We start from the raw sequence: 24,188 nt of genomic DNA on the forward strand, positions 1-24,188 counted from the left end.
ATGGGTGAGACATGGACCTACAGATCGACGGGAACGCGGCGCTCGTCACCGCATCGTCCAGCGGACTCGGCAAGGCATCGGCGAAGGCGCTCGCCCGGGAGGGCGTCGACGTCGTCATCAACGGTCGCGACGAGGAGCGGCTGGCGGACGCGAAGGAGGAGGTCGAGGCCGTCGCGACCGGCGAGGTCGTCGCCCACTCCGCCGACCTCACCGACGCGGACGAGGTCGCGGCCTTGGTGGAGGCGACCGTCGACGAGTTCGGCACGATCGACCACCTCGTGACGAGCGCGGGGGGCCCGCCCTCGGGCGCGTTCCTCGACACCGACGACGAGGACTGGCAGCACGCCTACGACCTGCTCGTGATGAGCGTCGTCCGCCTCGCCCGGGAGTCGTACCCGCACCTCAAGGAGGGCGACGGCGGCACCATCGTCAACATCACCTCCCGCAGCGTGAAGGAGGCGATCGACAGCCTCGTGCTGTCGAACTCGGTCCGGATGAGCGTCATCGGGCTGGAGAAGACCCTCTCGAAGGAGTTCGCGCCGGAGGTGCGCGCGAACGCCGTCCTGCCGGGTCCCCACGAGACGAGCCGGATCCGCGACCTCGTCGAGGCCGCCGTCGAGCGCGGCGACTACGACTCCTACGAGGAGGGGCTCGACGACTGGGCGGGGAATCCGCTCGAACGCATCGGCGACCCGATGGAGCTCGGTAACACGGTCGCGTTCCTCTCGTCGCCGAAGTCGGGGTACGTCAACGGCACCGCCCTCCCGATCGACGGGGGATCGACCGGAGCGAACCTATGAAGCCGGTCGCGTTCGACGAGGCGGAGACGTACGAGCCCGACGAGGGCTGGCGGCGCGTGTCGATGGCGGGCAGCGACCGCTTCTCCTTCGAGTGGTTCGAGAAGCCGCCGGGTCACAGCTCCCCGATGCACGACCACGAGAACGAGCAGGTGTGCCTCTGCTTGGAGGGCGAGCTGACCGTCGTCTCCGAGGACGACGAAGTGACCCTTCAGAAGAACGACTCCGTGCTCTTGGAGTCGAACGAGCCTCACAGGGTCGAGAACACCGGCGACGAGCGCGCGGTCGGCCTCGACGTGTTCGCGCCCGGGCGCTCGTTCGACTTCTGGACGGACCGGGAGGAGTGAGATGAACGGAGCGAACGAGCGGACGGCGGACGGGGTGACCGGGCGATGAAGTACCTCGCGCGCACGGCGACCGGCGAGCCCCTCCTCGGCGGCGAGGACGGATACGTTCCGCTCGGCGCCGTCGAGCCGGACCTGGAGACGGTCCGCGACGCGCTCCCGCGGGCGGCCGCGGGCGACCTGGGGGACGCGGCCGACGCGCCCGCGGACCCCGTCCCGGCGGCGGACGTGTCGTTCGGCGCGCCCCTGGAGTCGTTCGGGAAGCTGTGGGGGATCGGCCTGAACTACGAGGAGCACGCCGGAGACCTCGACGAGCAGCGCCCCGAGGAGCCGGCGAGCTTCATGAAGCCGTCGTCGGTGCTCACGGGGCCGGGCGGGCCGATCCGGCTGCCGCCGGAGTCGCAGAGCGAGCGGGTGACCGCCGAGGCCGAGCTGGCGGTCGTGATGGGCCGAACCTGTCGGAACGTCGACGAGGGCAACGTCGACGACGTGGTCGCGGGGTTCCTCCCCGTGATCGACATGACCGCCGAGGACGTGCTTCAGCGGAACCCGCGCTTCCTCACGCGGGCGAAGAGCTACGACACGTTCCTCGTCCCAGGCGCCGCCATCGCGGTGCCGGAAGGGCCGCTCGACCTCGAGGGGCTCTCCGTGCGGACGGAGGTCAACGGGGACGTGCGGGCCGAAAACGAGATCCGGAACATGCTGTTCCCGCCGGCGGAGATCGTCTCGTTCCACTCCGACGTGATGACGCTGGCGCCGGGCGACCTGTTCAGCACCGGGACGCCCGGCGCGGCGCCGATCGACCCCGGCGACGAGGTGCGGGCGGTCGTCGAGTCGATCGGGACCGTCAGCGCGCCGGTGACGCGGTAGGCGGCCGCCCCTCCCCGGCAGCTACTTTTATTACCTGCTTTCGGGTAGTGGCGGGTATGTACCGGGTACTGCTGCCGGTCGGGGGAGAGACAGAACACGCGCCGGCCGCCGCGGACGCGGTCGCGTCGCTTCCGAACGCCGCCGAGGAGGTCGAGGCGGTGCTGCTCAACGTCTACGAGGGGTTCGAGGTCAGCGGCGAGGGGGGCCGCGTCGACTCCGAGGACGTGTGGGACGAGGAGAACTACCCAGAGGCCGTCGCCGCCGTCGAAGCCCGACTGGCGGAGACCGGGGTCGCGACGTCGAAGCGGCGCGAGCACGGCGACCCCGCGGAGACGATCATCGAGGTCGCCGAGGAGCTCGACGTCGACAACATCACGATGAGCGGGCGGCGCCGGAGCCCGACCGGCAAGATGCTGTTCGGGAGCACGACGCAGTCGGTGCTGCTCGCGGCCGACCGTCCGGTGACGGTGATCCTCGACGAGTGACTCGTTCCGACGACGCCGGCCTGCGACGAGTAGCTCGATCCGGCGACATGTACCCTGAAGATCATTATAATGGATATTCCTCAGGTTTGAACTGAAATAAACAGACACATTGTTAATGATCGACCGGGAGTACTCTGTTGAGTATGTCTGAGAACTCAATCGATCGGCGGAAGTTCCTGTACGGTACCGGCGCAGTAGGCATCACCGGACTGGCCGGCTGTAGCGGCAACGGCGGTGACGGAGGAGACGGCGGTGACGGAGGAGACGGCTCCGACGGATCCGACGGGTCTGACGGTTCGGACGGCTCCGACGGCGGCAGCGAGGAACTCTCGCTCCGCGTCGGCACGTCCGCCGGCGGGACCCAGGACGTCGGGCTCGCCGTCGAACGTGCCGTCAGCCAGGAGAGCGACACTCTCGACTACTCGACCATCGAGAGCCCCGGCTACATCGGGACCATCTATCGGATGGCCCAGAACCAGTTCAACGCCGGTATCACCGACAACAACTCCCTCAACAAGGCGCTCGACGACCGCGGCCGGTTCTCCGAGCAGTCGGTTTCCCGCATCCCTCAGTACGGGTTCGGCGCGTTCCCGTACAGCATCTACGTCGTCGCCCGCGCCGACACGGACATCGAGACGTTCGACGACCTCGCCGGGAAGAACGTCTACCCCGCCGAGCCGGGGTACTCGACGCGCGCGACGACCCTCGACGTCTGGTCGCAGGATCCGACCGCGGACGTCTACGACCAGATGAACATCCAGAACATGGGCGTCGGTGACGCGCCCGGCGCGATGGAGGAGGGCACCATCGACGCGTCCATCGCGTACGGCGCGCCGGGCGTTCGCTACACCGGCTTCGTTCAGGAGATGGCCTCCCGCGTCGACCTCAGCTACGTCGAACCGACGGACGCGCTCATCGAGTCCGCGGAGTCGTACTCCGGCGCCGGCACGACCCGAACACCCTACAGCGACTGGCAGATCGCGGGCACCGACATCGGCACCGACGAGGTGTTCACCTGGGACCTCGAGGTCAACTACACGTTTAACCCCGAGGCCAACCCGGACGCCGTCTACGAGCTCTGCCGCGTCGTCCACGAGCACAACGACGTCGTCAACAACGGGGAAGCGCAGTTCAACGACTACGACTCCGCCGAGGAGATGCTCGCCTACGCGCAGGAGCGCATCCCCGTCCATCCCGGTGCAGTCCAGTACTACAAGGACAACGACGCCTGGGACGACAGCCTCCAAGAGGGCGACACGGCGTAAACCCTCTCGGCGCGACGTAGTTCCGGTTCGCGAACCGAAATCCAACTACTATTTTACCACAAACAAACCCACACCCAAACATGGATACACAATCCGAACAACAGACCGATCCCACGGGGTGGCTACGAGGCCTCGACGTCGGTGTCACGCTCATAGCCGTCCTGTTCTGGGTGACCGTCCTCTGGTGGGCGTACACCCAACAGTGGTCGCCGGTCAAGTACGCCGTGCTGTTCGTCGGCGGCATCATGACGGTGTACGCCCTCAACGAAACCCGCGAATCGCTCGAAGAAGGCAGTCGGATAGACGCCTTAGTGTTGCTACCGTCGGCCGGCGTGCTCATCACAGCGTCCTTCTACTTCTTCCTGAACTTCGAGACGGTCTATCTCCTGCGTCAGGGGTTCGCCAGCGAACACGAGTACATGCTCGCGCGGCTCATCATCATCTCGCTGCTGTACCTCACGTGGCGCGAGTTCGGGAACCTGTTCCTCGGGCTCGTCATCGGCGTGATGCTGTACGCGATGTTCGGCGACGCCGTCCCCGGCGTCCTCGGGCACGCCGGGATGAGCCAGCTAACCCTCCTACAGGCGACGGTCACGGACCTGTACGGGTTCTACGGCTCGCTCACGCAGCTGACCGCGTCCTGGATCGCACCGTTCCTCCTGTACGCCGGGCTGCTGTTCGCGTACGGCGCGTTCGATCTGATTCTCCGGCTCGCCATCGTCGCGGCCGGACGCATCCGATCGGGCGTGGCACAGACGGCCGTGCTCTCCTCGGCGGTCATCGGCTCCATCAACGGCTCGTACACCGCGAACGCCGCCATGACTGGGTCGTTCACGATTCCGACGATGAAGGAGAGCGGGATGTCCGGCCACCGCGCGGCCGGCATCGAGGCCGTCGCCTCGACCGCGGGGCAGGTGCTCCCGCCGGTTATGGGGGCCTCCGCGTTCGTGATGGCGTCGTACCTCGGCGTGGCGTACCTCAACATCGTCGTCGCGGGGCTGGTTCCCGCGGCGATCCTGGTCGCGTCGATCGCCATCGCGGTCCACTACACCGCGATCAGCGACTCCAGCGACCAGGACATGGAGTTCTCGGAGTTCTTCGACGAGACGCTCTCGCGCAACGAAAAGGTCGCCGAGGCGCTCCGGTTCGGCGTCCCGTTCGGCGTCCTGATCTACTACCTCGGCTTCGCCCAGTACACGGTGATGACGTCGGCGATGTACACCGTGTTCGCGATGATGCTCACGGGCGTTCTGATGCCGCCGCTCCAGCGACTCGTCGACGGTTCGGGCGTCTCGCCGGTCTCGGAGTTCGTCACGCAGGTCAAGAACACGATTCACGGCTTCCGGCGAGGGGCCATCATCCTCGCGCCCATCGCCATCATCCTCGTGGTCATCAGCGGCGTCGTGAACCTGTTCTCGACGACCGGCGTTCCCGCGAAGATCGCGCTGCTGATGATCAACCTCTCCGGCGGCGTGCTGCTGTTCGCGGTGCTGCTCGGCATGGCCGTCGCCATCGTGATGGGCGTCGGGATGCCGACGGTCGCGGCGTACGTCATCGTCGCCATCCTCATCGTCCCGACGTTCGTCTCCGAGTTCGGCGTGGCGGAGATCACCGCTCACTACACGATGTTCTACGCGGCCATCTTGGCGGGCATCACACCGCCGGTGGCGACGGCGGCCGTCGTCGCGGCGGGCATCGCGGAGGCGAACTTCTGGCGGACCTGCGGAGCGGCGCTGAAGATCGCCGCCCCGCTGTTCGTCCTCCCCGTCGCGTTCGTCTACAACCCCGGTCTGATTTCGATGTCTCCCGGCCTCAACACGCTCTTGGTCGGCCTCCTGGTCGTGATTGGCGCCATCTCCATAATCTACGGACTGAACTACCCGTTCGAGATGTCCGTCGGGCGCATAATCCTCACCCGGAGTGCGCTCACGGTGCTCGGCGTACTCATTATGACGTACCCGATGATGATCGTGAAGGTCGCAGGCATCGCCGTCTTCGTCGCCGTCTTCGTCGCCGAGAAGGTGATGGTTCGCGGTCTCGAGAGCCCGTTCGTCAGTGAGGTGAAACAATGAGCCCGAGCAAAGAAGCCCCGGAAGACCAGGTCGACACGTCAAGCGTGGGCGGCCTCGAAGAAGTCATTCCGAAGCCGCTGATGCCGGTCTGGCGCCGCATCGAGCTGATTCAGGAATTCCGGAAGACCCACGGGAACACCTACGTCACGGTCTTGGAGGTACTGACGGCGACCGCGCTGGCCGTCGGCTACGTCTGGTGGGTGTACCTCTACTTCTTCGGCGGCGGCGTCAGCCTGTAGTTGCCGCCCCGCCACTCGATTCTCTCGGACTCGCTCGCGGCTTCCGGCCCGCCGGCGTCGAGCATGTCGAAGAGGCCGTCTTGGATGAGCCCCCCGAAGTACACCCCCTCGCGGTCGCCGAAGTCGAGCGCCTGTAGCTCGCCCATCAGGGCGTCGCCGAGCGAGCCGACACCGAACTGGAGGTGGACCGCGTCGTCGAACACCGGGGGGGGCGCTCCGGATCCTCCCGACGCAGCCGCCGACAGCGACGTCGTGCCGCCGGCGCCCGAGCAGACCGCCTCCGCATTTCCTGACCGTTCAGCCGGCCGGACGCGACAGACGCCGCCTCGTCGAACTGCGTTCGACCGCTGGTCCCCGCGCCGTTTTCGCGGCCAGCGACCCGTTCGCCCGGACCTGTGGCGTGCCGCCGATTGGCGAGCGAGAAAGCGTCGTCGATCGAAACGTGTGCGGGGTCCGAGCGGGGCCGCGACCGCCTCAGCGCCCGCCGTCGGTCATCGCGACCGGTTCGTCGGCGTCGACGTCGCCGGGCGCCTCCGCCGCGGACTCGTCGCTCGACGCGGGGTCGGTCGCGGTGTCGGCGACGCCGAACTCCGTCCAGAGCGTGGCGACGACGACCGCGTACGCGACCAGGTCGTAGTGGACCGCCCCCGCCAGCCCCGTGAACGCGGTGAGCGTGCTGTATCCGTACAGCGCGACGACGCCCCCGACGAACGCGACCTCGTTGGTGAACCGGCCGTCGCGCACGGCGGCGGTCGCGCGGCGGATCGTCGGCCCGCAGGCGACGAGGAACGCGATCCCGGTGAGCGCGCCGAGGTTGACGAAGAAGTGCGTCGTCATCGACGAGGCGAGGATCGACTGGAGGTACTGGACCGTCACGGGGTCGTAGAACAGCCACTCGACGCGGGTCGGGTACAACACCGCGACGTACGGCGTCGCGACCATCAGTCCGAAGAGGACCGCGACAGCGACGCGGGCCGACGCGAACTGCGACGCCCGCCGCGCCTCGAACGCCTGGTCGCCGGGCGCGACGACGAGCCCGCACGATTCGAGGGTCCCGCGGAGCGCGTCGCGCGACAGCGACGGGTCGTGGTGAACGCCCACCGTCCCGTTGCGCCGGGTCGCCGAGGCGTCGCTGACGCCGTCGACATCGCGCAGGACCGCCTCCAACAGCCCCTCGCGGCGGTCGGTGTCGATCCCGTCGACCGAGAACGTGTCGTGGTCGTGGTCCGCCGGCACGCGGGCCGTTCGCGGTCCCGAGTCGACGCCGTCGCTCGGGACGGTCTCACAGCCGGCCGCCTCGGCCTCTCCCGTCCCCCCGGGCGCGTCGATTCCCCGTTCGCGGACCACGGCGTCGAGCGGCGTCTCGCCGCCGCGGTGGTCACTGTCTCGCATGAGAGATACCTACGGTTACAGGAGCTTGAAACTTCCCCCCGGGCCGATGCGTCGCGTTCGGCCTCGAACGCGACGGACCCGGCCTTCGACCGCGGCAGGCCCGACCCTCGACCGCGCCGCGTCCGGCCGTCAGGCGTTCACCGATTCGAGGTAGGAGCTCACGATCATCTGTCCCTTGCGGGTGAGCGCGGCCCCGCTCTCGCCGTCGGCGACGAGCTCGGCCTCTCGGAGCGTGTCGAGGATCATCGACGTCTGGGTGACGTCGCCGGTGACCACGTCCGCGATGTTCGCCTCGCCGCCCGCGGAGTAGATGGAGACGAGAATCTCCAGTTGCTCTTCGGTCGGGTCGAACGAGTCGAGCTCCTCCATCGCCTCGTCGTACTCGATCTTGATGTACCGGCCGAGGACGTTGAGCGCGCGCTCGTTCGGCACGGTCGCGATCGACGTGACCGTCCGGCCGTCGGCGACGTGGCGGAAGACGAGCGCGGGCCGCTTCTTCCCGCCGAGGGTGCGGTCGGTGCGCTCGTAGTCGATCACGGCCGAGAGGTCGACGACGAACGGTTCCGGGCAGTTCTCGAACCGGATCTCGCCCGGCGACACCGACACCGAGGCGCGGTGGTCGCTCGCGTCCGTGACGCGCCCGCCGACCTTCGCCGGGTGCCGCACTGTGACGGTGACGTTCCGCAGCAGGGCCTTGAACAGGAGCCTGACGAACTTGTCCATGTCCTCGGGCTCGCCCTCCACGAGCGCGGTTCGCCGCGACCCGTCGCGCTCGTACGCGACGGTGACGCTGTCGTTGAAAAACGAGCGCAGGTCGCCCGGGACGCTCCCGACGACGACGTCGAACACCCGCGAGAGCGGGACCGTCTCCTTCCCGTCGTCCGTCGCGATGACCAACCGCCGCTGGCTCAGCAGAATGCGGCCCGTCACCGGCTCGTCGGTTCCGAAACTCGCCGCGTGGACGCGGCCGACGAAGTCGGCGACGACGGACTCCTCCATCAACGGTTACTGAGCGCCGTACGCTATTTATTGTTACTCACCTTGTATCAGTCGTGATAACTGTTTGTCACGCGAGCGGTCGCGGACGGATCCCCGCAGCGGAGGCGAGGATCGGGCGCTCCGAACCCCGCCGTCGCCGCCGAAACGAGTCGAACGTGTTCGGTCGGCGGCGTCCGATCTCGAAGCGATCGGGTGGGGAACAGCAAAGCCTAATGAGGTGGGCATCAAATCGGCAGGTGATGCCCACAGTAGAATACCTCAACTACGAAGTGCTCGACGACCACGGCTGGTCGATGGACGACGACAACCTCTTCGAGGAGGCCGCCGACGCCGACCTCGACGCCGAGGACTACGGCACCCTCGAAGTGAACCAGGGCGAGTACATCCTCGAATCGGCCGAGGCGCAGGGCTACGACTGGCCCTTCTCGTGCCGCGCCGGCGCCTGCGCGAACTGCGCCTCCATCGTCAAGGAGGGCGACATCGAGATGGACATGCAGCAGATCCTCTCCGACGAGGAGGTCGAGGAGAAGAACGTCCGCCTGACCTGTATCGGGAGCCCGGCCACCGACGAGGTCAAGATCGTCTACAACGCGAAACACCTCGACTACCTGCAGAACCGCGTCATCTAAACGGGTCTCTCCTGCGGTGACAGGCCGTTCTCACGCGGGATCGCGCCGCTCGCGGTCCTCGCATCTCTCCCCGTTTCGGCAGCGGTCGATCCGCCGGTCTCTGCTCACTCCTCCCGGCCGGTAACCGCGCCGCCCCTCATCGCCCGAACCTGTTCGGGCGAGTTTCGCGGCCGTGAGAACGCGCGAAACCCCGTTCGGGGGACCGTCCGTATCGGGGGTATGGTCGAGAAGACGGACCGAGGCGAGGACGCGAACGGGCCCCGGTCGGCCGACGGTCGCCGGTTCGAGGTGTTCGTCCGCGAGGCGGAGTCGGACCCGCTCCGCCACGTCGGCACCGTCGCCGCGCCGACGCCGGACGCCGCCCACGAGGAGGCGAGCAAGCTCTTCGCGTGGTACGCCCGCGACGTGTGGGTGTGTCCGGCCGGGGAGGTGTCCCGGTACTCCGCCGAGTCGCTCGCTGGCGACGCGGACGGGGCGGACGGTGATTCCGAGTCGTCCGAGAACCCCGACGAGCCGCGCGTCTACGAAGAGACCGAGGGGACGCCGACGGTCGCGTCCGGCAGCGCGTCGGTCGACGGGGAGGAAGACGCCGCGGAGCCGTCCGCGGAGGGGTCGCGATGATCTCCGTCAGCAAGCTGCTGTGCGGGCTCGACGCCGAGAGCGACGGGCTCCGCTACGACGCGGCCGACGGCTCGAAGGAGCCGCAGATCACGGAGGAGAAACAGCGGCGGCCGGTCGTCGTCTGGAACACCACCAAGCGGTGCAACCTCTACTGCGAGCACTGCTACGCGGGCGCCGACGCCGAGGGCGCCCCGAACGAGCTGTCGACCGCGGAGGGGAAGGCGCTCGTCGACGACCTCGCGGAGTTCGGCGTCCCGGTCCTCCTCTTTTCCGGCGGCGAACCCCTCGTCCGCGAGGACCTCCCGGAGCTCGTCGCGTACGCCGACGACAGCGGAATCAGACCGGTCCTCTCGACGAACGGCACGCTGCTCACCCGCGAACGCGCCCGCGAACTGAAGGAAGCTGGGCTCAAGTACGCCGGCGTCTCCGTCGACGGGCTCCCCGAGCGCAACGACCGCATCCGCGGCGAGGAGGGGGCGTTCGACGCCGCGGTCCGGGGGATCGAGGCCTGCCTCGACGTGGGGCTCAAGACGGGACTACGCTACACGATCACCGAGCACAACGTCGACGACCTGGCGGGCGTCGTCGACCTCCTCGTCGACGTGGGCGTCGACCGCTTCTGCTTTTACCACCTCGACTACGGCGGCCGCGGCGCCGACATCTCGAACGTCGACCTGAGTCCGGAGGCGACCCGCCAGGCGGTCACCGACCTCTGTGACCTCACCCGCGAGTACCACGAGCGGGGCGAGGAGATCGAGACGCTGCTCGTCGGCAACTACGCCGACGCCGGCCACCTCGTCGAGTACGCCGACCGCGAGATGGGCACCGACCGCGCCCGGCTCATTTATCGGTACCTCCGGCGCAACGGCGGCGACCCGACCGGCGAGCGCGTCGCCGACGTCGACCCCGTCGGCAATGTCCACCTCACGCAGTTCTGGCAGGGATACTCGCCGGGCAACGTCCGCGACCGCTCGTTCGGCGCCATCTGGACCGACGAGTCGAATCCGCTCCTCGCCGGGCTCCGCGAGCGAGAGGAGCGCCTCTCCGGCCGCTGCGCCGACTGCGCGTACCAGTCGATCTGTCGCGGCGGCTCGCGGCTCCGCGCGCTCTCGGCGCACGGCGACCCGTTCGCGCCCGACCCGAAGTGCTACCTCACGGAGTCGGAGCGCGCCGGCGAGGAGGCGCTCGCGCGGATCGACGGCGCCGGGCCGTCCGCGCCCGCCGACGACTGAGCCGCCCCGGACCGCGGCCGTCGCGGTCGCCTACTCCTCGTCGCCGACTGTCTCGGACTCTCCTGCCGTGCCGTACTTCGCCGAGAAGTGCTCCGCGGGCACCTCGCCGCGGGCGACGCCGATCGCGTCGCGCACGAGTTCGACGGTGGCGTCGTCTCGGACCGGCTCGACGGCCGGCGGGTCGTCGTTGCTCATGGCCGAACGGAGGCGGCCGCGCCCCCTCGGCGTCCCGCTTTACCGGTACACCGCTTCAAGAGGAGTCAGTCAGCGCTCGGCGCCGTCGAAGACGTCCGTCACCAGCTTCGCCTGCGCGGTGCGGAGCCGCTGCGAGAGCGCGGACTTACTGATCCCGAGCTCGTCGGCGAGCTCGCTCAGGCGCACGTCGCGGTCGTCGTCGAAGTAGCCGCGAACGACCGCGAGTTCGAGCCCGCGGCGCTGCTTCGGCGTCAGCGCGGAGAGGTCGAAGGTGACCTGCTCGGTCGCGTCCGGCCCCTCGACGACCGCGAGCCGGACGAGCCGCACTCGGTCGACGACCCCGCGGAGCTCCTCGACGAGCCGGCGGACCGCGGCCCGGTCGTCGACGTACGCGGTGACGAGGATCGTCCCGTCCTCGACGCGCCGGAAGTGCGGGACGCAGCCGAGCCGGGAGAACGCGTGACAGAGGCAGTCCGCGTCGACCTCGCCGGTCCCGCGACGCACCTCGCCGTCCGGCGTCGTCACGTCGACGACGCACTCGTCGCCGACCGCGTTGACCGCGACCGCGGCGGCCTCGTCGGCCTCGGCGACGATCGGACAGCCGCGGTCACCGGTCGGGTCGACGTCGAGGTCGACCCGCAGGCGACGGTCCCCCTCGGCGCCGGCGGCGTCGGACATGTCAGTCGCTACGGACGGCGTCGGTTTTACTTTTCGGCGGATTCCCGCGATCCGACGCGGCGGTTCGAGTCGGTTCCGAAAAAGCGAGTGAACGGACGCGACCGCGACCGCGCCCGCGCCTCAGTCCTCGGGCTCGGGGGCGGCCTCCTCGGCGGGTTCGTCGGGGGTACCGCCGGAGTCGGCCTCCTCTCCCTCCTCGGAGCGGGCGGCGACGAGGGCGCCGCTGGCGACGCTGTACATCGGTTCGTCGGCCGAGCGCACGCCGCTGATCGAGAACGGGATGTTCGCGTCCGCGAGGTGGTCGGCGAACAGGTCCTCGAACCCCTTCGGACTGGAGGTGCCGCCGGTGACGACGACGGGTACGTCAAGCCCCTCCTCGACGTCCTCCTCGTCGACCTCGCGGGTGATGTTCTCGATGACGTAGTCGAGCAGGTTCTCGTAGTAGATGGCGAGCGCGCCCTCAACGCCGCCCACGTCGGTGCGGAAGTCGAGCTCGAAGTCGTCCTCCTTGATGCTCGTCACCTTGTCGACGGGCGTGCCCGTCGCCTGCGAGGTCTGCTCGTCGATCCAGTCGCCCCCGCGGGCGATGGAGAACTTCATCACGGGGACCGCGTAGTAGGCGAGACAGACGTTCGTCATCCCCGCGCCGAAGGAGATCCCGAGGCCGGTGAAGTTGTTGTCGGCGAGCTCGGAGTAGATGACCGCCATCCCCTCGTTGATCGGCTCGGGGTCATACCCCATGTCGCCGAGCATCGATTCGAGCGTCTTCTCGTGGTACAGCGTCGTCAGCCCGGAGTCGATCGGGTCCGCGGGGCTGGAGTAGAACAGCCGCTCGTTCGGCTTCGAGGGCTCGCCGACCACCTGTTCGGTGATCAGCTTGATCATCGGGATGGCCGACGCCTCCTCGCTGGAGAGGATGCCGTGTTGCATCGGCCGCCGCGTCTCCTTGTTGAAGATGTTCGCGAAGTTCAGGGCGTCGTCGCCGACGACGTACACCTTGTCGTCCTTCCGGATGTGGAGGACCTCGCTGCGCGAGAGCATCTGCTCCGCCATGTCGCTGTACTCGATCTCGACGAACGAGTTCCGCTGCTGTACGAACACCGTCTCCGCGCCCTCCTGCCGCCCGGAGAGGATGTTCATCGTACCGACGTCTAACCCTTTAGCCATGCCCTACCGTTTCATTTCGGACCTGATAAACGTTCGTGGCAGATCGACCGGGATCCGGTCGGGGCCGGACGAACACCTTCGGGAGGGAACGAGCGGCCCTCACACCGACGAGCCATCCCCTCGACGACGAGACGATTGGCCTCCCATCGCCCGTCGAGTCCCCGACCGATCCCGCACCGTTTATTCCTCGCGGGCGGGAGTACGCGGACGACGTGCGAGACACGCTCCGCGGCATCGTCGAGCTCGCGCGCCTCGGGAACTGCGTCGCCGCCGGGGTGCTCACGGCCACCGGCGCGTTCGTCGCGGGCGCGAGCGGCGCCGCCCTCCCAACCGCGCTCGCGGCCGCGACGACCGCCTTCGCGGTCGCCGCGGGCAACGCGATAAACGACTACTTCGACCGCGAGATCGACGCGGTCAACCGCCCAGACCGGCCGATCCCGCGGGGCGCCGTCTCGCCGCGAGGAGCGCTCGCGACCGCGACCGTCTGGTTCGCTGTCGCCGTCGCGGCCGCGGTCTTCCTCCCGCCGCTCGCGATCGCCATCGCCGCGGTGAACCTCGTCGCCTTGGTCACCTACACGAGCCTTTTTAAGGGAACGCCCGGGCTCGGCAATGCCTTAGTCGCCTACCTCGTCGGCTCGACGTTCCTGTTCGGCGGGGCCGCCGTGGGCAACCCCCGCGCGGTCCTCGTCCTCGCCGCGCTCGCCGGCCTCTCGACGTTCACCCGCGAGGTGATCAAAGACGTCGAGGACGTGGCCGGCGACCGCGAGGAGGGGCTCGCGACGCTGCCCATCGCGGTCGGCGAGCGCACGGCGCTGTGGATCGGCGCCGCCGCGCTCGTCGTCGCCGTCGCCGTCAGTCCCCTTCCGTACCGCTCCGGGACGCTCGGCGCGGCGTACCTCGCGGTCGTCGCGGTCGCCGACGCGGTCATGCTGTACGCGACCTACGAGAGCTTCTCCGACCCCGCCGCCGCGCAGCGACGGTTTAAATACGGCACCTTCCTCGCGGCGGCGGCGTTCGTCCTCGGGCGGGCCGCCGTGGTCGCGTGAGCGGGCGATCCCGCGGCGATGGCGCTCGGCGGACGCGGCGGCCGCTCGTCGGCTAATCGGTCTGAAAAAGCGGTCTCGGCTCGAAGCGACGCTCGACGCCGGACGGTCAGGTGACGGTCACGCGACGTTGAAGCCCTTGTCGCGGAGGAAGTCCTCCACGCGACCCGAGTGGTTCCCCTGGAGTTCGATGGCGCCGTCCTCGACGGTGCCCCCGCAGGCGAACTTCGACTTGAGATCCGACGAGAGGGAGCTCAGGTCCACGTCCTTCGGGTCGAATCCTTCGATGACCGTTACCTCCTTACCGTACCTGCGCTCGTCGATGCGGATGCTGATCTGCTGGGACTCCTTCGCGACGTCCTCGCAGACGCAGAGTTCCTGGGGCAGTCCGCACGTCGAGCAGACTTCCGACATTACAGCCCGAATCTACAGGACGCCCGTATTAAATAGTGTCGGGAAGCCCCCCATCAGCGGACGAACCGCCCGATGAGCGGTAGTCGTTCGAGCGCGAGCCGGCGGACGGTCCGGCGGGCCGCGTCGGCCTCGTCGCGGGTCACCGACTCGGCGTACGCGGCGCGCTCGTACGCCGCCGCGACGGTCTCGACGCGCTCGTCGGCGCCGAGCGTCCGGACCGCGTCGACGTAGCGCCGCGGGGTCTCCCCCGGTCGCCGCTCGCGGTAGCGCCCGGCGAGCAGCCGTTCGAGGTCGGCGAACGCCCGCTCGGCGTCCGCCTTCGGGTCCCCTCGCCGGCGCGGAAGCACCGGCCCGATACGCCGGCTCGCCCGGCCCGCGAGTCCGGTCCGCCGAGCGCCCGCGACGCCGAGCCCCGCGACGAGCAGCCAGTAGAGCGCGGTCTCCGGGTCGGGCAGCGATCCGAGCGGACCGCCGTCGCTCCCGCTCGCTTCGGACCCCGCCGCCGGACCGGTGGCCGTCGACGGCGCGGTGCCCGTCTGGGTCCCGTCGAGCCGCGCGATGCCGCCGGGACCGAGCGTCCCGCCGCCGCTCGCGTTCCCCGCCGTCGAGTCGTTCGCTCCCTCGGTCGTCTGCGCGCCGTCGTCGGTCGCCTCCGGATCGGTCTCGTCCGAGTCGGCGTCAGTCTCAGGCGTCCGATCGGGCGCGGACGCCTCGGTGTCGACGTCTTCGGCGCCGTCGGCGCGCGCCTCCGCGAGCCGGGTGTCGCGCGCCTCGTCGCGCGGGCCCGAGGGAGTCGGGTCGAACGCCACCCAGCCGTGGTCGGGCACGTATATCGACACCCAGGCGTGGGCGTTCTGCCCGCGGACGACGTACTCGTCGTCGCCAACCCGCTCGCCGGAGGTATAGCCGGTCTCCATCCGGGTCGGGATCCCCTGCGACCGGAGCATCGCCGCCATCGTCGTCGCGAAGTAGACGCAGTAGCCGGCGTCCATCTCGAAGAGGAACGCGTCGGCGACGTCGCCCTCGGGCCGCTCGACGGTCAGCGAGTAGTCGTACTCCGAGCGCAGGTACGCCTCGACCGCGGCCGCCTGCTCGTAGGGCGACACCGCGTCCGCCGCGGCCACGATCTCCTCGGTCCGCTCGCCGACCCGGTCCGGCGTGCTCTCGGGCAGCTGGGTGTACCGCTCCTCGATCGCCGCCGGGTAGTCGGTGCTAGCGTTCCGGAGCGCCGCGGGGTCGGCGTCGAGCACGCGGCTCTCGACGGTCACCGTCTCGCCCGCTTCGAGCGGTTCCGCGAGCCGGAGGCTGCCGCGCTCGTCGACCTCGACCGCGCCACCGCCGGAGGCCGCGACCGGCTTCCACGGCGCCGGGAGCGCGCTCGACTCGGTCTCCGCGGTGATCGTCACGTCGATCGCCTCCGCCTCCCCCGGCGGCCCGGACAGCGTGCCGTTGACCGCGGACCGGTCGCCGCTCCTGACCCAGCCGTCGCCGGTGTAGGTGTCGTACGCCCCGGTGTGCCAGTTCCGCTCGACGGGGCTCTCGATCGTGTACCGCACCTCCGGGGAGAGCCGCGTCGAGCCGACCACCTCCAGCTCGTCGTCGCCGCTCAGGCTCGACTCCAGCGTCGTCGTGCCGCGGTCGAGCCCCAGCGGCGCCGCCGCGCCCGCCGGGATCACGGTGACGGTCGCGCTCGCGACGACCATCGCCGCCACCACCAGCGCGAAGGTGCCCGCGTGGCCGCGGCGACGGCTCGGCGTCGACAGCGTGGAGAGCCCCACCGCGAGCGCGAGGCCGACGACGCCGGCGACCGCGGCGCCCGTCCCGGCGTCGCCGGTGAGCACGAGGAAGCCGAGCGTCCCGCCCGCCACCGTCGCGGCCGCGACGTGGCGCCCGCGCCCCGCGAAGTAGCCGACGAGGAACGTCGGCACCGGCGCCACCGCGAGCACCCAGACGTCCGCGAGCGCCAGCCGCAGCACGGAGAGTCCGGTCGACAGCGCGAGGAGGTCCAAGGCGACGCTCCGGACCGTGAACAGCGCGCGCTGGCTCGCGGGGATCGCGAGGAAGTAGCCCGCGAGCCCCGCGGCGAACAGCAGTCCCGCTAGCCACAGCGCGGTCCGCTCGCCGACGGCCCGCGCCAGCGCGACCCCGCCGACCCCCGCGAGCGCGACGACCGCCGCGGTCCGCCCCGTCCCGCCGACGACGTTCGTCACCTCGAAGAACACGGCGAGGTACGCCGCGGCGACGACCGCGACGCCGACGACCGCCGGGTCGGTCGGCCGTCGGTCGCCCTCGCCGGAACCGCTCTGCGAGAGGCGCGCGCGGACGGACGAGTCCGGGCTCACGGCGACGCCACCTCCCGTCCGTCCGCCGCCCCGTCGGCCCGTCCCCGCTCGGCGTCGTCGTTCGCGGTACGCTCTCCCTCCGCCTCGCGGCGCAGGTCGGCGAAGGATTCGGACCGGTCGCCCGTGTGGAACCGAGCGCCGTCGGCGTCGGCGACGACCGTCACGTCGACCTCGTCGTCGGTCGCCGCTCCCGGACCGGTCAGTGCCGCGAGTTCCAGCACCTCGCGCCGGCCGCGGCCGCCCGGGGCCGCCGAGACGCGCCCGCCGGGCAGCCGCACGTCGACCGGGACGCCGTCGTCGAGCAGGGCCAGCGCGAGGCTCGCCGTCGCCCGCGCGAGCTCGTCGGCCGCGGCCGCGCCCGCGGAGCGCTCGTCCGCGTCGTCGCCGCGCCCGGCGGCGCCGAATCCCGAGCGCTCCCCGCCGCTGCGACCGCCGCGACCGCGCGCCTCGCCGCCGCTGACCTCCGTGCCGCCCGCGATCGTCACCCGGTTCCGAGCGGTCTCGGCCGCGAACTCCTTGACGACGATCTCGTCGCGCTTGGCGGTCGTCGCCCAGTGGACGTCCCGGACCGCGTCGCCGCGGGTGTACTCGCGGAGGCGGTCGAACTCCTCGCGTTGGCGGCTCACGTCCACCGCGTCGGCCGCGTACAGCGCCCGGCGGAACCGCGTCGGGACCGGGTCTCGGGGCGGATAGACGGTCACCGCGGCGGTCTCGTCGACGCGAATCTCGCGTTCGAACAGTCCGAACACGTCGGTGGCGGTGAGATCGACCGGGCCGAGCGTCCGCTCGCCGCGCTCGCGGTACGTGACGTGATACGACACCGGCTCCGTGCCGACCGCCGCTCGGATCGGCGCCGTCGGCCCGTCGAGCCCCTCGTCGACTCGGACTAGAACGTCGGCGAGGAACGAGGGGTCGTCCGCGTCGCCGTCCCGCGCCGCCTCGGGGCCGAACTCCAGGCGGACCTCCCTCGTCTCCCCGACGAACCCGTCGGGGGGCGTCACGTGTCGGACCGCGGGGACGTCGACGCGCGACACCTGAACGTAGCCGGCCGCGAGCGCGATGGCGACCGGGATCACGATCGCGTCGAGCGCGCGCCCGCCGGCGGCGAGCGCGCTGGCGGCCGCGACGAGGCCGACGAGGCCGGCGACGCGTCCGCGGCGGGTGAGTTCGGGCGTCATCGGGACGAGGGCGGCGTCGGCGTCATCTCGTCACTCCACGCGGATCCGGTCGAGCGCGTCGTCGACGACGTCCGCGCCGTCGGTCCCGCCCGACTCGGTTCGGATGCGATGCGAGAGCACGGTCGGCGCCTCCGCCTGGACGTCGTCGGGGACCACGTAGCCGCGGCCGTCGAGCGCGGCGCGGGCCTGCGACGCGCGGACCAGCGCGAGGCTCCCGCGCGGGCTCGCCCCGAGCTTCGCGTTCCGTCGGGTGAACACCGCGAGCCGGGCCACGTACTCCCGGACCGCCTCCGAGGCCTCGATCTCGCCGACGATCCGGCGGGCCCGCCGGACGTCCGCGATCGTGGCCACGGGCTCGACCGCGTCCACCGGGTGGTCGCCGGCCAGCCGCCCGAGGATCGCGGCCTCCTCCTCCGTGTCCGGGTAGCCGAGCCGGATCTTCTTCGTGAAGCGGTCGACCTCGGCGACCGGCAGCTCGTAGGTCTGTCCGGGCTCCACGTCGTTCTGGGTCGCGATCACGCAGAACGGGTCCGGCAGGTCGCGGGTCGTCCCGTCGGTCGTCACCTGGTTCTCCTCCATCGCCTCCAGCAGCGCCGACTGCGTCTTCGGCGGGGCGCGGTTGATCTCGTCGCCGAGGACGACGTTCGCGAACACCGGGCCGGGCTGGAAGTCGAACTCGTCGGTGCGGCGATTGAACACGTTGACGCCGGTGACATCGGAGGGTAACAGGTCCGGGGTGAACTGGACGCGCTTGAACGAGCCGTCGATCGAGCGCGCGACCGACTTCGCGAGCGTCGTCTTCCCGACGCCCGGCACGTCCTCCACGAGGAGGTGGCCGCGCGCCAGCACGGTGACGAGGACGTGTTCGACGGCGTCGCGCTTGCCGACGATCACGTCCTCGACCTCGTCGACGATCCGGTCCGCGAGCGCGGCGACGTCGGCGGGGGTCTCGGGCTCGACCGCCGCGGCGGCCGCGGCTCCCGTTCCCGCCCCCTCGCGGCCGGTCGATTCCGCCTCGCCGTCCGCCGACTCCGCCGGACCGGCCCCCACCGGTCCCGACTCCCCGGGGGCCGTCATGTTCGGTCGGCCTCGTCCGGGCCGGGTTCCCGTCCGGAGACGACCGTGCGAATGCTCCCCGTGATCATGGATATGACACGGTTACGGCGGGAAGCGTCATATGCGTTCCGCCGCCGGCGGTCCGTCCCTCGCGGGCGAATTCGGCGTTTCGGGGCTTCGCCGCTCCGGCGGTGACCCCACGGGCTCCTCGCGGTCCGCGGCTACTGTTCCCTGACGTTCCGTCCGACCGGCTCGCCGAACGACGCCGCCCCGGTCGCCGGGTCGCGCTCGTAGACGACCTCGCCGCGGACGAGCGTGAGCTCGGGGAAGACGCCGCGGAGCCCCTCGAAGGGAGTCCACGCGGGGGCGCTGTGGAGCGCGGCGGCCTCTATCTCCCGCGGGTCGGCGGTGTCGACTAAGACGAGGTCGGCGTCGCGCCCCTCCGCGACCCGTCCCTTCCGGTCGAGGCCGAATATCTCCGCGGGGTTCGCGGCGACGACGTCGCGGACGCGTTCGAGCGACAGCTCCCCCTTCCGGGCCGATTCGAGCAGCAGCGGGTACAGCGTCTCGACGCCCGGGACGCCGCTCGGCGCGTCGACGAGCCCCCGGCGCTTCTCTCCGACGGTGTGCGGCGCGTGGTCGGTCGCGACGACGTCGACGTCGCCCTCGGCGAGCCGGGCGAACAGCGCCTCGCGGCGCCCTTCCGAGCGGAGCGGCGGGTTCATGCGACCGAAGGTTCCGAGCGACCGCGCCCGCTCGCGGGACAGGTACAGGTGGTGGGGCGTCACCTCGCAGGTGACGCGGGGCGCGTCGTCGGTCTGGGCCTCGTCGCCGTCGCTCTCCTCCGACTCGCCCTCGCGGGCCTCGCTCACGGCGTCGACCGCCTCCGGCGTCGAGGTGTGCGCGACGTGGACCCGCGCGTCGCGGTCGGCGGCCGCCGCGAGCGCGCGCTCGACCGCGGCGATCTCCGCGTCGGCCGTCCGGTAGGCGGACCACGCGTCGACGGTCGCCGCCGTGCCGACGCCGCCGAGGTCGCCGTCGAGCGCCGACTCGTCGAACAGCGTCGCGTCCTCGGCGTGGACGGTGACGGGCACGTCGCGCGCCGCGGCCGCGTCGAGCGCGTCGGCGAAGAGGTCGGCGTCGATCCCCATGTCGCCGGTCGAGTCCGCGAGGAACACCTCGCCGAGCGCGAACAGGGGGCGCTCGAAGAGGCTCTCCGGGTCCCAGTCGGGGGTCACGCCGCCGTTGATCCCGTAGTCGACGAGCGACTCCGCGGCGAGCGCGGCCTTCTCGTCGAACGCCGCGCCGTCGACGGTGGGCGGCGAGGTGTTCGGCTGGTCGACGACAGTGGTGACGCCGCCCGCGGCGGCGCTCCGCGAGCCCGACGCCCACGTCTCCTTGTGGCTCCCGCCCGGCTCGCGGAAGTGGACGTGAACGTCGACCGCGCCCGGCAGGAGGTGTCTGCCGCGGGCCTCGACGACGCGCTCGCCGGCGTCGGCGCCGAGCCCCTCGGCGACCGCGGCGATCCGTCCGTCGTCGCCGATCCGCACGTCTCGAACCCGGCCGTCGGCCAGCGTCGCGCCCGTGATGAGCATCGTTGTCGGCCGGTCGCGGCGCGCGGGATAAACGCTGGTGGTTCCCGGCCGCGGGATCGGCTGGGAGGCGGCGGAGCTGCGGGGCGGCGACCGCGACCGGCGACCCGTCCCGCGCCACCACAAGACGTTTGCCGGTACCGGCGAATCGACCGGGCATGGTCCCTGCGCTCGTCGACACCGCGGTCGGCTGGCTGTGGACGGTCGCGCTGCTCCTCTTCCCCGGTCTCGTCGCCGCCGGACTGTGCGCGCCGTTCCTCGCCGCCGACCGGATCCGGGCGCTGTTCGACGCGCTCCCGCCGGCGGGACGCGTCTTGCCCTCGTACCTCGGAGTGTCCGTGGGGCTCTCGGTCCCGTACGTCGCCGGCGTCGCGCTCACCGTCGCGTACGCCGGCGAGGCGGGTCCCGCCTGGAGCGAGGGGTTCCTCACGACGGCGCTGTTCGGCGCGGTCCTCGTCGCCCTCGTCGCGCCGGCGGTCGCCGTGATCGGCCTGCCGCGGCTCGGCGTCGACTGGGATCCGACGGGGTACGGCTACTCGACGTGGCTCCTCCTCGTCGGCGCCGGCCTGTGGTACGCGCTCGTCGCCGCGGTCCCGCTCGTCGCGCTCGCCGTCGGGATGGCGCTGCCGGGCGGGTACTGACGATTCAGTCACCGGTCGTCGATTTATAAATAGACGAGGCGGTCGGCGCGTGCCTCCGAGTGGCCGCCATCGGCGGCCGCGAGGAGCACGCGCGAGGGACGCCGCGAACGACCGAAGGGAGTGAGCGGCAGCGAGGCGCGACGCGCCTCTGGCAGCCGGCGGCTTCGCCGCCGGCGACGAGGCTGGGGAGGTGAGAGGTGCGGTCGCGGTGCGGGACGGGGCGGGACTCAAAGGGGCAGTCGCGAGGACGGCGCAGGCGACGTAAGCACTGGAAGGAGCGAACGGAGTGAACGACTGAAGCGCGCAACGAGCGTGCGCCGTCCTCGCGACTGGGGCTTTGGAGGTGTTCGCCGCCGATCAGCTGTCAACTATTTATAAGCGAGCGACTGGGGCTTTGGAGGTGTTCGCCGCCGATCAGCTGTCAACTATTTATAAGCGAGCGACTGGGGCTTCGGCAGTGTTCACTGCCGATCACCGAGTGCTAACTAAAAGAAGACGCTGTGAGACGTTACCGACGCTCCGATACGGTTTTGGGTCGCCCCGCGGAACCCCCGACAAATGCTGTCTCGACAGTTCGTCCGGGAGAACCCCGAGGTCGTCCGCGAGGCGCTCGCGAACAAGGGCGTCGACGTGGACCTCGACCGGATACTTGACGTCGACGAGGAGTGGCGGGAGCTGAAACAGCGCGGCGACGACCTGCGCCACGAGCGCAACGAGGTCTCCTCGAAGATCGGCGAGCTGAAGGGGGCCGGCGAGGAGGAGGCGGCCCAAGAGGCGATCGAGCGCTCGCAGGAGCTCAAGTCGGAGCTTCAGGAGATCGAGGAGCGCGCCGACGAACTGGAGGCCGAACTGGAGGAGTCCTTACTCGAACTCCCCCAGATCCCGCAGGACTCGGTCCCCGTGGGCGAAGACGAGTCGGAGAACGTCGAGGTGCGTCGCGAGGGGTTCGACGACCTCCGTGACGTCCCGGACGAGATCGAGCCGCACTACGACCTCGGCGAGGACCTCGAAATTCTCGACTTCGAGCGCGGCGCGAAGGTCGCGGGCGGCGGGTTCTACGTCGCGAAGGGCGACGGCGCCCGGCTGGAGCACGCGCTGATCCAGTTCATGCTCGACGTCCACCGCGAGCAGGGGTACGAGGACGTGTTCCCGCCGATCCCGGTCAACTCCGCGTCGATGCGGGGCACCGGCCAGCTCCCGAAGTTCACCGAGGACGCCTACCGCGTCGAGGGGTCGAACGAGGAGGCGTACGACGACGACGACCTCTGGCTGCTCCCGACCGCGGAGGTACCCGTCACGAACCTCCACCGCGACGAGATCCTGCTCGGCGAGGACCTCCCGCTCAAGTACCAGGCGTACACGCCGAACTTCCGGCAGGAGGCGGGCGAACACGGCACCGAGACGCGCGGCATCGTCCGCGTCCACCAGTTCAACAAGGTGGAGATGGTGAACTTCGTCCGGCCAGAGGAGAGCGACGAGCGCTTCGAGGGGCTCGTCGACGAGGCCGAGGAGGTCCTCCGACGGCTGAAGCTCCCCTACCGCATTCTGGAGATGTGTACCGGCGACCTCGGGTTCACGCAGGCGAAGAAGTACGACGTCGAGGTGTGGGCGCCCGCCGACGACATGGACGAGGGACCGGAGCAGGGCGGCCGCTGGCTGGAGGTCTCCTCGGTGTCGAACTTCGAGGACTTCCAGGCGCGCCGCGCCGGAATCCGATACCGCGAGGAGCACCACGAGTCCGCGGAGTACCTCCACACCCTCAACGGCTCCGGGCTCGCGGTGCCGCGGGTCGTCGTCGCTATCTTGGAGTACTACCAGAACGACGACGGCACCGTCACCGTCCCCGAGGCGCTGCGCCCGTACATGGGCGGCACCGAGGTCATCGAGGGCCACGACGCGGTCGGCGAGTCGAAGCTGGGCGGGGAGTAGCCGGGCGGTGCGGCGGCGACGCCGCCTGAGGCCTTCGTGCCCGGACGGAGGCTGAATCTCTTATACGCGAACCGCGAACGGGACGTATGGAACGCGCCTCCATCGACGAGGCGGACTCAGGACGACCGACCGCGGACCGCGTCCTCGTTACCGGCGCGACGGGGACCGTCGGAGAGCCGCTCGTCCGAGAACTCTCCGACGGGGAGGCGGCGGTCCGCGTCGCGACTCGGAGCCCGGACGACGCACGCGAACGGTTCGGTGAGGGGCCGGAGTGCGTCGAGTTCGATCTCGGTCGCCCCGAAACGTGGGGAGCGGCGCTGGCGGACGTCGACCGACTCTTCCTCCTGTACCCGCCGGGAAGCGGCGTGAGCGACGTCTGCGAGTTCGCCGACGCCGCCGACCGGATGGGCGTCGACCGCGTGGCCTTCCTGTCGATCCTGGGCGCGGAGAAGCTCCCGGTCCTCCCGCATCGCCGGATCGAGACGCACCTCGCGGCGACGGACCTCGCGCACACCTTCCTCCGGGCCTCGTGGTTCGCCCAGAATCTGAGCGAGATCCACCGCGCGGAGATCGTCGAGCGCGACGAGATATTCGTCCCGGCGGGCGACGGCGTGTTGAGCTTCACCGACGCGCGGGACGTGGCCGCGGTGGCCGCGACCGTCCTCACCGACCCCGGACACCGGAACCGGGCGTACGACCTTACCGGCCCGGCCGCGCTCGACTTTCACGAGGTCGCCGGGGTGTTCTCGGACGTGCTCGACAGGCCGATCGAGTACGCCGACCCGTCCCGGCTGACGTTCGCGCGGCAGATGTATCGACGCGGGTTCTCTCCGGGATTCGTCGTGTTCATGGTCGCGGAGTATTCGGTCGTTCGACTAGGATTCTCCGGACGGACGACCGACGACATCGAGACGCTGCTGGGGCGACCGCCGAGAACGGTCCGCGAGTTCGTCGCGGACTACGCCGACGAGTTCCGCGCGTAGCGCGGGCCGGGGTGACGGTCCACCG

At 70.5% G+C, this 24,188-nt stretch carries 25 protein-coding genes; 14 read left to right on the top strand and 11 right to left on the bottom strand.

Annotated features, from left to right (window positions below; all coding sequences use genetic code 11):
- Positions 1-11: 11 nt before the first annotated feature.
- The 7 genes from CPZ01_RS11570 (at position 12) to CPZ01_RS11600 (ending at position 6,072) form a co-directional block, all read left to right on the top strand.
- A complete protein-coding gene (locus CPZ01_RS11570; RefSeq protein ID WP_096395245.1) occupies positions 12-800 on the top strand; it encodes an SDR family oxidoreductase in 789 nt (262 codons plus the stop codon).
- Entirely contained in the window at positions 797-1,144 is a 348-nt protein-coding gene (locus CPZ01_RS11575) for a cupin domain-containing protein (RefSeq protein ID WP_017344206.1), read from the top strand. Before CPZ01_RS11570 ends, CPZ01_RS11575 begins: the two co-directional genes overlap by 4 nt.
- Positions 1,145-1,189: 45 nt before the next feature.
- Positions 1,190-2,011, top strand: a complete 822-nt coding sequence (locus CPZ01_RS11580; protein ID WP_096395247.1) for a fumarylacetoacetate hydrolase family protein — start codon at positions 1,190-1,192, stop codon at positions 2,009-2,011.
- Between the two features lie 56 nt (positions 2,012-2,067).
- Entirely contained in the window at positions 2,068-2,496 is a 429-nt protein-coding gene (locus CPZ01_RS11585) for a universal stress protein (RefSeq protein WP_096395249.1), read from the top strand.
- A gap of 143 nt (positions 2,497-2,639) precedes the next feature.
- The gene (locus CPZ01_RS11590; protein WP_096395251.1) at positions 2,640-3,761 is read left to right on the top strand and encodes a TAXI family TRAP transporter solute-binding subunit; all 1,122 of its coding nucleotides are present in this window, start codon (positions 2,640-2,642) and stop codon (positions 3,759-3,761) included.
- An 80-nt stretch (positions 3,762-3,841) separates the two neighbouring features.
- Positions 3,842-5,833: a TRAP transporter permease gene (locus CPZ01_RS11595; RefSeq protein WP_096395253.1), complete on the top strand. Its 1,992-nt coding sequence runs from the start codon at positions 3,842-3,844 to the stop codon at positions 5,831-5,833.
- Positions 5,830-6,072, top strand: a complete 243-nt coding sequence (locus CPZ01_RS11600; RefSeq protein ID WP_096395255.1) for a hypothetical protein — start codon at positions 5,830-5,832, stop codon at positions 6,070-6,072. Before CPZ01_RS11595 ends, CPZ01_RS11600 begins: the two co-directional genes overlap by 4 nt.
- Here CPZ01_RS11600 and CPZ01_RS11605 read toward each other — a convergent pair.
- The 3 genes from CPZ01_RS11605 to CPZ01_RS11615 form a co-directional block, all read right to left on the bottom strand.
- Positions 6,042-6,275, bottom strand: coding sequence for a hypothetical protein (locus CPZ01_RS11605; protein ID WP_394338331.1), 234 nt, complete (start codon positions 6,273-6,275; stop codon positions 6,042-6,044). The two genes, CPZ01_RS11600 and CPZ01_RS11605, sit on opposite strands and share 31 nt — an antisense overlap.
- A gap of 271 nt (positions 6,276-6,546) precedes the next feature.
- On the bottom strand, positions 6,547-7,464 hold the full coding sequence (locus tag CPZ01_RS11610; RefSeq protein ID WP_096395257.1) for a hypothetical protein: 918 nt from the start codon (positions 7,462-7,464) through the stop codon (positions 6,547-6,549).
- A gap of 129 nt (positions 7,465-7,593) precedes the next feature.
- Positions 7,594-8,463 (bottom strand): CheF family chemotaxis protein, encoded by an 870-nt coding sequence (locus tag CPZ01_RS11615; RefSeq protein WP_096395259.1) that lies wholly within the window; start codon positions 8,461-8,463, stop codon positions 7,594-7,596.
- Between the two features lie 239 nt (positions 8,464-8,702).
- Between CPZ01_RS11615 and fer the strand changes: the two genes are divergently transcribed.
- The 3 genes from fer to CPZ01_RS11630 all read left to right on the top strand — a co-directional run bounded on the left by fer (position 8,703) and on the right by CPZ01_RS11630 (position 10,945).
- Positions 8,703-9,092, top strand: coding sequence for a ferredoxin Fer (gene fer, locus CPZ01_RS11620; protein ID WP_004596710.1), 390 nt, complete (start codon positions 8,703-8,705; stop codon positions 9,090-9,092).
- 219 nt (positions 9,093-9,311) lie between these two features.
- A complete protein-coding gene (locus CPZ01_RS11625; protein ID WP_096395261.1) occupies positions 9,312-9,713 on the top strand; it encodes an Htur_1727 family rSAM-partnered candidate RiPP in 402 nt (133 codons plus the stop codon).
- A complete protein-coding gene (locus tag CPZ01_RS11630; RefSeq protein ID WP_096395263.1) occupies positions 9,710-10,945 on the top strand; it encodes a TIGR04347 family pseudo-SAM/SPASM protein in 1,236 nt (411 codons plus the stop codon). The genes CPZ01_RS11625 and CPZ01_RS11630 overlap by 4 nt, the downstream gene beginning before the upstream one ends.
- Positions 10,946-10,975: 30 nt before the next feature.
- Here CPZ01_RS11630 and CPZ01_RS15045 read toward each other — a convergent pair whose 3' ends face one another.
- The 3 genes from CPZ01_RS15045 to CPZ01_RS11640 all read right to left on the bottom strand — a co-directional run bounded on the left by CPZ01_RS15045 (position 10,976) and on the right by CPZ01_RS11640 (position 12,985).
- Entirely contained in the window at positions 10,976-11,140 is a 165-nt protein-coding gene (locus CPZ01_RS15045) for a hypothetical protein (RefSeq protein ID WP_157745968.1), read from the bottom strand.
- A gap of 69 nt (positions 11,141-11,209) precedes the next feature.
- A complete protein-coding gene (locus CPZ01_RS11635) occupies positions 11,210-11,818 on the bottom strand; it encodes a helix-turn-helix domain-containing protein (RefSeq protein WP_096395265.1) in 609 nt (202 codons plus the stop codon).
- A gap of 120 nt (positions 11,819-11,938) precedes the next feature.
- On the bottom strand, positions 11,939-12,985 hold the full coding sequence (locus CPZ01_RS11640; protein WP_463605023.1) for a disk-shape morphogenesis protein volactin: 1,047 nt from the start codon (positions 12,983-12,985) through the stop codon (positions 11,939-11,941).
- A 212-nt stretch (positions 12,986-13,197) separates the two neighbouring features.
- Here CPZ01_RS11640 and CPZ01_RS11645 point away from each other — a divergent pair, with 212 nt between their 5' ends.
- Positions 13,198-14,031 carry a geranylgeranylglycerol-phosphate geranylgeranyltransferase gene (locus tag CPZ01_RS11645; protein ID WP_096395267.1) on the top strand — a complete coding sequence of 278 codons (834 nt, stop codon included), beginning with the start codon at positions 13,198-13,200 and terminating at the stop codon, positions 14,029-14,031.
- 117 nt (positions 14,032-14,148) lie between these two features.
- Here CPZ01_RS11645 and yciH read toward each other — a convergent pair whose 3' ends face one another.
- The 5 genes from yciH to CPZ01_RS11670 form a co-directional block, all read right to left on the bottom strand.
- A complete protein-coding gene (gene yciH, locus CPZ01_RS11650) occupies positions 14,149-14,442 on the bottom strand; it encodes a stress response translation initiation inhibitor YciH (RefSeq protein ID WP_004596695.1) in 294 nt (97 codons plus the stop codon).
- A 53-nt stretch (positions 14,443-14,495) separates the two neighbouring features.
- Complete coding sequence (locus tag CPZ01_RS11655) at positions 14,496-16,784, bottom strand: transglutaminase TgpA family protein (protein ID WP_096395269.1); 2,289 nt, start codon at positions 16,782-16,784, stop codon at positions 14,496-14,498.
- On the bottom strand, positions 16,781-17,962 hold the full coding sequence (locus CPZ01_RS11660; protein WP_096395271.1) for a DUF58 domain-containing protein: 1,182 nt from the start codon (positions 17,960-17,962) through the stop codon (positions 16,781-16,783). The genes CPZ01_RS11655 and CPZ01_RS11660 overlap by 4 nt, the downstream gene beginning before the upstream one ends.
- A 30-nt stretch (positions 17,963-17,992) precedes the next feature.
- Positions 17,993-19,039 carry an AAA family ATPase gene (locus CPZ01_RS11665; RefSeq protein ID WP_096395273.1) on the bottom strand — a complete coding sequence of 349 codons (1,047 nt, stop codon included), beginning with the start codon at positions 19,037-19,039 and terminating at the stop codon, positions 17,993-17,995.
- A gap of 200 nt (positions 19,040-19,239) precedes the next feature.
- A complete protein-coding gene (locus CPZ01_RS11670; RefSeq protein WP_096395275.1) occupies positions 19,240-20,613 on the bottom strand; it encodes a dihydroorotase in 1,374 nt (457 codons plus the stop codon).
- Between the two features lie 155 nt (positions 20,614-20,768).
- Between CPZ01_RS11670 and CPZ01_RS11675 the strand changes: the two genes are divergently transcribed.
- The 3 genes from CPZ01_RS11675 (at position 20,769) to CPZ01_RS11685 (ending at position 24,163) form a co-directional block, all read left to right on the top strand.
- Positions 20,769-21,251 carry a hypothetical protein gene (locus CPZ01_RS11675; RefSeq protein ID WP_096395277.1) on the top strand — a complete coding sequence of 161 codons (483 nt, stop codon included), beginning with the start codon at positions 20,769-20,771 and terminating at the stop codon, positions 21,249-21,251.
- Positions 21,252-21,809: 558 nt separating this feature from the next.
- Entirely contained in the window at positions 21,810-23,180 is a 1,371-nt protein-coding gene (gene serS / locus CPZ01_RS11680; RefSeq protein ID WP_096395279.1) for a serine--tRNA ligase, read from the top strand.
- 86 nt (positions 23,181-23,266) lie between these two features.
- Positions 23,267-24,163 (top strand): NAD(P)H-binding protein, encoded by an 897-nt coding sequence (locus tag CPZ01_RS11685; RefSeq protein WP_096395281.1) that lies wholly within the window; start codon positions 23,267-23,269, stop codon positions 24,161-24,163.
- Positions 24,164-24,188: the final 25 nt, after the last annotated feature.

Source organism: Halorubrum trapanicum (genome assembly GCF_002355655.1).
GTDB classification, from domain to species: Archaea; Halobacteriota; Halobacteria; order Halobacteriales; family Haloferacaceae; genus Halorubrum; species Halorubrum trapanicum_A.

Coding starts and splice junctions, on each gene's coding strand:
- CPZ01_RS11635 (WP_096395265.1), bottom strand. CDS start 11,818: ATGTCCGACGCCGCCGGCGCCGAGGGGGACCGTCGCCTGCGGGTCGAC.
- serS (WP_096395279.1), top strand. CDS start 21,810: ATGCTGTCTCGACAGTTCGTCCGGGAGAACCCCGAGGTCGTCCGCGAG.
- CPZ01_RS11665 (WP_096395273.1), bottom strand. CDS start 19,039: ATGACGGCCCCCGGGGAGTCGGGACCGGTGGGGGCCGGTCCGGCGGAG.
- CPZ01_RS11625 (WP_096395261.1), top strand. CDS start 9,312: ATGGTCGAGAAGACGGACCGAGGCGAGGACGCGAACGGGCCCCGGTCG.
- CPZ01_RS11675 (WP_096395277.1), top strand. CDS start 20,769: ATGGTCCCTGCGCTCGTCGACACCGCGGTCGGCTGGCTGTGGACGGTC.
- CPZ01_RS11670 (WP_096395275.1), bottom strand. CDS start 20,613: ATGCTCATCACGGGCGCGACGCTGGCCGACGGCCGGGTTCGAGACGTG.
- CPZ01_RS11575 (WP_017344206.1), top strand. CDS start 797: ATGAAGCCGGTCGCGTTCGACGAGGCGGAGACGTACGAGCCCGACGAG.
- CPZ01_RS11630 (WP_096395263.1), top strand. CDS start 9,710: ATGATCTCCGTCAGCAAGCTGCTGTGCGGGCTCGACGCCGAGAGCGAC.
- yciH (WP_004596695.1), bottom strand. CDS start 14,442: ATGTCGGAAGTCTGCTCGACGTGCGGACTGCCCCAGGAACTCTGCGTC.
- CPZ01_RS11685 (WP_096395281.1), top strand. CDS start 23,267: ATGGAACGCGCCTCCATCGACGAGGCGGACTCAGGACGACCGACCGCG.
- CPZ01_RS15045 (WP_157745968.1), bottom strand. CDS start 11,140: ATGAGCAACGACGACCCGCCGGCCGTCGAGCCGGTCCGAGACGACGCC.
- CPZ01_RS11595 (WP_096395253.1), top strand. CDS start 3,842: ATGGATACACAATCCGAACAACAGACCGATCCCACGGGGTGGCTACGA.
- CPZ01_RS11570 (WP_096395245.1), top strand. CDS start 12: ATGGACCTACAGATCGACGGGAACGCGGCGCTCGTCACCGCATCGTCC.
- CPZ01_RS11580 (WP_096395247.1), top strand. CDS start 1,190: ATGAAGTACCTCGCGCGCACGGCGACCGGCGAGCCCCTCCTCGGCGGC.
- CPZ01_RS11610 (WP_096395257.1), bottom strand. CDS start 7,464: ATGCGAGACAGTGACCACCGCGGCGGCGAGACGCCGCTCGACGCCGTG.
- fer (WP_004596710.1), top strand. CDS start 8,703: ATGCCCACAGTAGAATACCTCAACTACGAAGTGCTCGACGACCACGGC.
- CPZ01_RS11660 (WP_096395271.1), bottom strand. CDS start 17,962: ATGACGCCCGAACTCACCCGCCGCGGACGCGTCGCCGGCCTCGTCGGC.
- CPZ01_RS11615 (WP_096395259.1), bottom strand. CDS start 8,463: ATGGAGGAGTCCGTCGTCGCCGACTTCGTCGGCCGCGTCCACGCGGCG.
- CPZ01_RS11600 (WP_096395255.1), top strand. CDS start 5,830: ATGAGCCCGAGCAAAGAAGCCCCGGAAGACCAGGTCGACACGTCAAGC.
- CPZ01_RS11585 (WP_096395249.1), top strand. CDS start 2,068: ATGTACCGGGTACTGCTGCCGGTCGGGGGAGAGACAGAACACGCGCCG.
- CPZ01_RS11640 (WP_463605023.1), bottom strand. CDS start 12,985: ATGGCTAAAGGGTTAGACGTCGGTACGATGAACATCCTCTCCGGGCGG.
- CPZ01_RS11590 (WP_096395251.1), top strand. CDS start 2,640: ATGTCTGAGAACTCAATCGATCGGCGGAAGTTCCTGTACGGTACCGGC.